Here is a 6,616-nt window from a genome sequence, read left to right on the forward strand (position 1 = left end):
GGCCAGCACGGGCTCGCGCACGAGCCGGTACACGTTCTCGCCGTCGTCGTGCAGGCGCAGCGTGTCGCCCTGGCGGGCCCAGCGGTATGCTTCCGGCCGGCCGCCGTACTCGTCCGACAGCCGGAGCGAATCGCCGGCGACCTCGTAGGTGCCGGACTCGTCGTCCGTGTCCTGTTCATCGCCCGTGTCCGCCGACATCGACGTGCTGAACGAGCCGTCGGCGTGGAGCCAGAACGCCGCGCGCGTGATCATGATCCCGGGTTCCCCGGGGTACGGGGCGGGAAGCGCGTGGTCGTTGATGCTCACGACCTGGTAGCGGCCCTCCACCTGCGCGGCGGCGGGGCGGGCGGCCAGCGTGGCCAGCAGCAGGAGCGGGGCGGCGGCGAGAGTGCGCATGGTGGCGTTCATCAAGGGTGGGCGAGACGCCGGCGGCTACTGGCGCCTGAAGACGAGGACGTCTCCGTCGTCGTCCACCAGCCGCAGCGTGCCGTCGCGGATGAACCAGACGATCTCCTCCTCCACGGACCCGTCGCCGGAGCTGTCCAGCATGAGCAGCTTGTCGCCCTGGACGCGAAAGCGCGCATCGTCCTCGTCATCCACCGAGCGGCCCTCGTCCATGCCGAACATCCGCGAGGTAAGCCGCCCGTCGGCCGTGAACCGGAGCGTGAAGCGGGTCACCGTCATGCCGCTGTTCATCCACGGCGCGGGCATCCCGTGGCCGTTGATCTCCACGAGCGCCCAGGTGCCGGGGCTCCACGCCTCGCCGCCGGCCTGGGCGGCCTGGCGCACGAAGCGAAACTCGTTGCGGTCGCGGTCGTGGATGCGCAGCGTGTCGCCGCGGCGCATCCAGCGAAAGTCGATGGTGCTTCCGCCGGAGGGCTCGGGCGTCAGGCGGATGGATTCGCGGGTCGCCACGTAGGTGCCGGCGGCCTGCTGGGTGTGCTCGCCCCCGGCGGCGCGGCCCGTCATGGACATGCTGAACCGCCCGTCCGTGCCGAACACGACGGACGAGCCATGCACAATGACGCCGGCTTCCGTGGGCGATTCGACGGGGAGCGGCTGGTTGTTGATGCTGACCAGGCGATAGTCGCCCTCCACCTGCGCGGCGGCGGGCACGGCCGCGACGGCGGCGGCCAGGAGCGGCGGGGCGATGAAACGGATGCGCATTGTACCGGTCTGGCAGGTGAGGGGGGAGCGATGACCTTCGGGGGAGCCGGCGGGGACGACGCGGATCCTGCGGATGGGAGGCGTCGTGCCGCCGGTGGCCGCGCCCGCGCCGGGCGCGACGGCGGCATGGTACAGGGGCGGGGTGCCGGAGGTTCCGGATGCGGATGGGCGCGCGGGAGAGGGCCGCGCGCCCATCCGCATCCGGCGTCATCAGGCGGACAGCTTCGACAGCTTTTCCACGGCGGCGAGCAGCGTCTCGTCGCGCTTGCAGAAGCAGAAGCGCACCTGGTTGGCGCCGTCTTCCGGGCGGCTGTAGAAGCTGCTGCCGGGCACGCACGCCACGCCCACCTCCTTGACCAGGTGCATGGCGAACTCCACGTCGTTGCGAAAGCCGAAGCGGCTGATGTCCGTCATCACGTAGTACGCCCCCTTGGGGACGGAGATGCCGAAGCCGGCCTTTTCCAGCGCGGGCATGAACAGGTCGCGGCGCGCCTGGTAGTCCGCGGAAAGGTGGTGGTAGTATTCGCGGGGCAGCGACAGGGCGTACGCGCCCGCGGCCTGCAGCGGCGCCGCCGCGCCCACCGTCAGGAAGTCGTGCACCTTGCGGATGGCGGCCGTGATGTGCGGCGGGGCAATGCAGTAGCCCACGCGCCAGCCCGTGACGGAGTACGTCTTGGACATGGAGTTGACGACGACGGTCCGCTCGCGCATCCCCTCCAGCTGCGCCATGCAGACGTGCTCGGCCCCGTCGTACAGGATGTGCTCGTAGATCTCGTCCGTGATGCAGAGCACGTCGTGCTCCATGCACAGGTCCGCGATGAGCTGCAGCTCCTGCCGCGAGAACACCTTGCCCAGCGGGTTGTTGGGGTTGCACAGCACGATGGCCTTCGTCCGCTCGCTGAACGCGGCGCGCAGCTCGTCGGGATCAAACGTCCAGTCGGGGGCGTGCAGCCGCACGTAGACGGGCCTGGCGCCGGAAAGAATGGCGTCGGGCGCGTAGTTCTCGTAGAACGGCTCGAAGATCACCACCTCCTCGCCGGGGTCCACCGTGGCCATGAGCGTGGCGATCATCCCCTCCGTGGCGCCGCAGGTGACGGTGACCTCGCGCTCGGGGTCGATCTCCAGCCCCAGGTGCCAGGCGGTCTTTTGCGCCAGCGCTTGGCGAAGATCGCGCGCGCCCCAGGTGATGGCGTACTGGTTCACGTCGCGGTCGATGGCCTCCACGGCCGCGCGCTTGATGTCGTCCGGCGCGCCGAAGTCGGGAAAGCCCTGCGCCAGGTTCACGGCGCCGTGCGCCAGCGCCTGCCGCGTCATCTCGCGGATCACGGACTCGGTGAACCGGCCGGCCTTTTCGGAAACGTGCGCGCGTCGTGCGGTGGTGACCATGGTTCCGCTGCGGTCGTGGAGGGGTGGAGCGGGCGCCGGCGGGGACCGCGGCGCCGATCGGGGATGGAAGCTATCAAAGATTTCTGCATCGCGCCATCCGTATTCCGTCAGGAAGTGTGCTTGACGGACGTGGAGCGTGTCGATTGATCATCCAGCCGTTCGGCGGCAATGTCAGGAGGACGATGATCCACCTGCACCGCTACAGGTCCAGCGCGCGGAGGAGGGCGCGGCCTTCCACGCGCAGCACCATGGTGCCGATGAGCGACGGGCAGCAGGGCGGATCGTCGGGGCGGGACGCCAGCGTCTCCACGCGGATGACGGGGCCGTCGATGCGGACGGCCTGCACGGCGCCCCGCGGCTCGTCCGGCTCCGCCGCCAGCGGCGCGGCCGGGTCGCCGAAGAGGACGTAGAGCCGGCTGCGGCTGCCGTTCTCCATCCCCATGACCTCGTAGCCGATGTCGAGCACGGCATCGTCGCGCCCGTCGCCGTCCACGTCGCCGCGGGCGAACTCCACGCACATCACGTCCGGCGCACCGATCTCCTGCCGGATGCGCGCCATCTCCGCCGTCGCGCGCGGGTCATCGCACCCCTGCGCGCGCAGGGGCGCCGCCGCGAGCGGGAGGAAGAGGAGCGGCAAGAGCAGGATGGAGCGCATCAGATAGAGATCAGTTCAGAAGTACGGCTGGAGATCTTTCGGCATGGCGTCGAAGTCGTCCGCCACGTGGATCAGCCCGCGCGCGCTGCCGGGCTTTCGTGCACGCTTGCGGGCAGCGGACACGGGGACGATGCGCGCCACCGGCTCGCCACCCTGGACCAGGAGGATCTCCCCCTCATGATCCAGCGTCCGGAGGAGCTCGGCAAGCCCGGGCACCTGGCCGACATCGAGCGAGGGACGCGGCTGGTCCGCATCCCTCGACGTACGCGGCTTCACGACGGCGCCGCTCACCAGCCGCGGACGGGAACGCGCACCAGGCGGCGCTCCTCCACGCGCAGGGCAAAGGCGTCGCGGCCGGACGGGCAGCAGCGGCCGTCGCCGTCGCGGTACTCCAGCGTCCGCACGCGGACCTCGCGCCCCGCCACGGTGACGGAGTCGATCGGCCCACGCTCCGCCTCCGGCTCCTCCAGCAACGGCGCGGAACGGTCGGCGAGCAGCACGTAGAGGAAGCTGCCCCAGTTGTTGCCGCCGCCCATCCCCTCGTAGCTCAGCAGCAGCACGGCATCCCGCGCCCCGTCGCCATCCAGGTCGCCGCGCGCCGCCACGGTGCAGTCCAGCGACGCGCCCTGCAGCTCGCCGCGCATTTCCGCGAGCTCCGCCTGCACGCGGCGGTCGGCGCACTGGGCCGCCGCGTCCGTCGCGGCGAGCGAGGCCAGGAGCAGGGCCGCGTAGCGGATGATGCGCATCGAATCCAATCCCGGTTCCGTTGACGGTTTCGCGGACGGGTCGCCCGCGTCTCGGTGCGGGGGAACTGCACGACCCTCGCCAGCGCCGCGTCTACCGCAGCTCCATGTCGTGCTGGGGGCCGCTGCCGGAGAGGATGACGACGGCGTCGAAGCCGTACAGCACGCGCAGGGTGGCGTCCGGCAGCGCGCCCAGGCGCGGGATGCGGTTGCGGAACGGGCGCAGGTCGATGACCGTCCACGCGCCCGGATCCGCCGCGGCGTAGAACGGCTGCGCCCATGCCTCCACCTCCACGGGCACCTCCATGGACCGGAACACGCGCGGGTCCGTCACGGCCTGGCTGCTGCCCGCGCCCGGCAGCATCAGCACGCCGAACGAGTGGCCGCCGTTCACGTCCGCCAGCTCCGACGCCAGCGTGCCCAGGTCGAACACCTGCGTCACGCTGCGGCCGCGCACCATGTGGCTGAAGCCGAACTTCATCATCACCCTGGGCATTTGCCCGTCGCGCGCGCGGGCCTCGTCCAGGAAGCGCATGAGCTGCCGCTTGTTGAGCTGCGCGCGGGTGTAGTTGGACAGGTAGTTCTGCCCCCGCCCGAACTGGCCGTTGATGACGCGCGTCTCCTCCATCAGCCGGAGGATGCGGTCCGCCTCGCTCCCAGGGGCGGGCGCGTACGCCTGGCGCAGGGGCGCGTACACGTCGTCCGGGCCGCCGAACATCATCAGCAGCCCGGGGTTGGGCGTGGAGAGCGCCAGCCGGAAGCTGGAATCGGCCACGGCGATCACGCTGTCGGCCACGGCGCGGGCGCGGGCGCTGGGCGCCATGTCGCGCAGGCGGCGCAGGGCGTAGCGGTCCGCCATGATGTCGTAGTCCAGCCCCCACAGCACGTCCGGCCGTCCCCCCGCCGCGCCGATCACCTCCCGCAGCATGGCCGCGTCCTCGCGCCAGCCGTAGAACGGCGCCACGGGGTGATGGTCGCGCAGGAACGCCGTGTACGCCGCGCCCGTGGCGTCGGCCAGCACCTGGCGGTTGAGCTCCGCCGCCAGCGCGTCGCCCGTCTCGATGGCCAGGTGCCGGTAGCCGGCCGGCGCCAGCGCGCGGAACAGGGCGCCCGTCACGCGCGGCACCTCGGCCACGCCGTGCTCCTCGCCCACGAGGAAGAACTGCGCGTCGCGGCCGGCGGCAATCAGCAGCTCGGCGCCGGGGCCCGACAGGCTGCCATCCGGCTCGGCGCGCATGACGTGGGCGTTGGCACGCAGCAGCGCCGTCAGCGAGTCCTGCGCGTGGAGCGGCGCGGCCAGGGCGAGCGCGGCGAGAACGGCGGCCAGCGGCGCGCGCCGGGGGCGGATGCGTGGGATCATGGGGCGGAGTCGGGGAGGGATGTGCGGAGCGGACGTCGCGGACGGCTGAATGATGATGCGCGGTCCCGCGTTCTGCCAGCCCCGCGGGCCTCGCCTCCGCGGCAGGTTGAAACGGCATTCTCACACGTCGCCCGCGGCGAACGGAGTCGACGGTACCTGCTCGAGAGAAAACCGTTCACTCCGTTGGCCGCAGGCCCCGTGTGCCAATTTCCGTAGAACCATGGGGCGACGGACATCTGCCTCCGCGTCAGATGGGGCGGCGGAGATGCGTTCCTTTAGCGCGGGACAGGAAGGGAGGAAGGGAAGGACGGAGCACGAACCAAGGGGTCCATGACCATGAAGATTCTTGCGGGAGCCACGCTGGCGGGGCTGGCGGCGGCCTGTATCCTGGCCGGCTGCGCGGAGCATCCCGGCACCACGCGCCTGGCCAGCGCGCCGGTCACGGAGACGCTGCCGGCGTTCGCCTCCGAGGCCGAGCTGGGCGACTACCTGCGCGAGCTGTCGAAGCAGCAGCGGCGGACGGCTCGCCGCTACGAGGAGTCGCCGGACGTGGTGCAGATGGCGCCCGCCGCCGAGCCGGAGCCGGGCGCGGAGAGCGGCACCTACGAGAACGCCGAGGCCGAGTCCATCACCAACGTGCAGCACGCGGGCGTGGACGAGGGCGGCATCGTCAAGGTGCACGGCGACTACCTGGTGATGCTGCGCCGCGGCCGCCTGTTTACCGTGGCCGTGGGCGGCGACACGCTGCGGCCCGTCTCCTCCGTGGACGCGTTCGGGCCGGACGTGGACCCCACCGACGCCTGGTACGACGAGCTGCTCGTCTCGGGCGACGCCGTGGTGGTCATCGGCTTCAGCTACATGCGCGGGGGGACGGAGGTGGGCCTGTTCCGCATCACGCCGGAAGGGCGGCTGAGCCACCGCAGCACCTATCACCTGCGCAGCAACGACTACTACTCGTCGCGCAACTACGCCAGCCGGCTCATCGGGGGCAAGCTGGTGTTCTACACGCCGCAGCAGCTGGGGCTGGACGGCGACCCGTTCGAGCACTTTCCGGCCATGCGCCGGTGGCACCGCGACGGCGAGCGCGACGCCTTTCGCCGCATCCTGCCGGCCACGCGCGTCTACCGGCCCGGCCGCCCCATCGACGCGCGCGAGGGCGTGGCGCTGCACACGGTGACCGTCTGCGACCTGGAAGCGGAGGAGATGGACTGCCAGGGCAGCGCCGTGCTGGGCCCCCCGGGGCGCGTGTTCTACGTGGCGCCCGGCGCCGTGTACGTGTGGATGACGGAAACGGAGCACGAGGAT

General features: G+C 71.5%; 8 protein-coding genes. 1 reads left to right on the forward strand and 7 read right to left on the reverse strand.

The genetic code is table 11. The features are described from left to right. The 7 genes from VFZ20_RS30710 to VFZ20_RS30740 form a co-directional block, all read right to left on the reverse strand. The coding region (locus tag VFZ20_RS30710; RefSeq protein ID WP_329687790.1) for a lipocalin family protein at positions 1-396 on the reverse strand (396 nt) is incomplete at its 3' end. Between the two features lie 36 nt (positions 397-432). Then, positions 433-1,167 (reverse strand): hypothetical protein, encoded by a 735-nt coding sequence (locus VFZ20_RS30715; RefSeq protein WP_329687791.1) that lies wholly within the window; start codon positions 1,165-1,167, stop codon positions 433-435. 210 nt (positions 1,168-1,377) lie between these two features. Next, a complete protein-coding gene (locus VFZ20_RS30720) occupies positions 1,378-2,553 on the reverse strand; it encodes a pyridoxal phosphate-dependent aminotransferase (RefSeq protein WP_329687792.1) in 1,176 nt (391 codons plus the stop codon). A 199-nt stretch (positions 2,554-2,752) separates the two neighbouring features. Further along, on the reverse strand, positions 2,753-3,208 hold the full coding sequence (locus VFZ20_RS30725; RefSeq protein ID WP_329687793.1) for a hypothetical protein: 456 nt from the start codon (positions 3,206-3,208) through the stop codon (positions 2,753-2,755). Positions 3,209-3,223: 15 nt separating this feature from the next. Next, positions 3,224-3,484, reverse strand: a complete 261-nt coding sequence (locus VFZ20_RS30730; protein WP_329687794.1) for a hypothetical protein — start codon at positions 3,482-3,484, stop codon at positions 3,224-3,226. Between the two features lie 11 nt (positions 3,485-3,495). Next, positions 3,496-3,954 (reverse strand): hypothetical protein, encoded by a 459-nt coding sequence (locus tag VFZ20_RS30735; RefSeq protein WP_329687795.1) that lies wholly within the window; start codon positions 3,952-3,954, stop codon positions 3,496-3,498. Positions 3,955-4,045: 91 nt separating this feature from the next. Next, positions 4,046-5,311, reverse strand: a complete 1,266-nt coding sequence (locus VFZ20_RS30740; protein WP_329687796.1) for a hypothetical protein — start codon at positions 5,309-5,311, stop codon at positions 4,046-4,048. Between the two features lie 336 nt (positions 5,312-5,647). On the opposite strand from VFZ20_RS30740, the gene VFZ20_RS30745 reads away from it, so the two are divergent. Beyond that, positions 5,648-6,616, forward strand: a 969-nt coding sequence (locus tag VFZ20_RS30745) for a beta-propeller domain-containing protein (protein ID WP_329687797.1), incomplete at its 3' end; no start/stop codon positions are given.

Source organism: Longimicrobium sp., assembly GCF_036280135.1.
Taxonomy (GTDB): Bacteria; Gemmatimonadota; Gemmatimonadetes; order Longimicrobiales; family Longimicrobiaceae; genus Longimicrobium.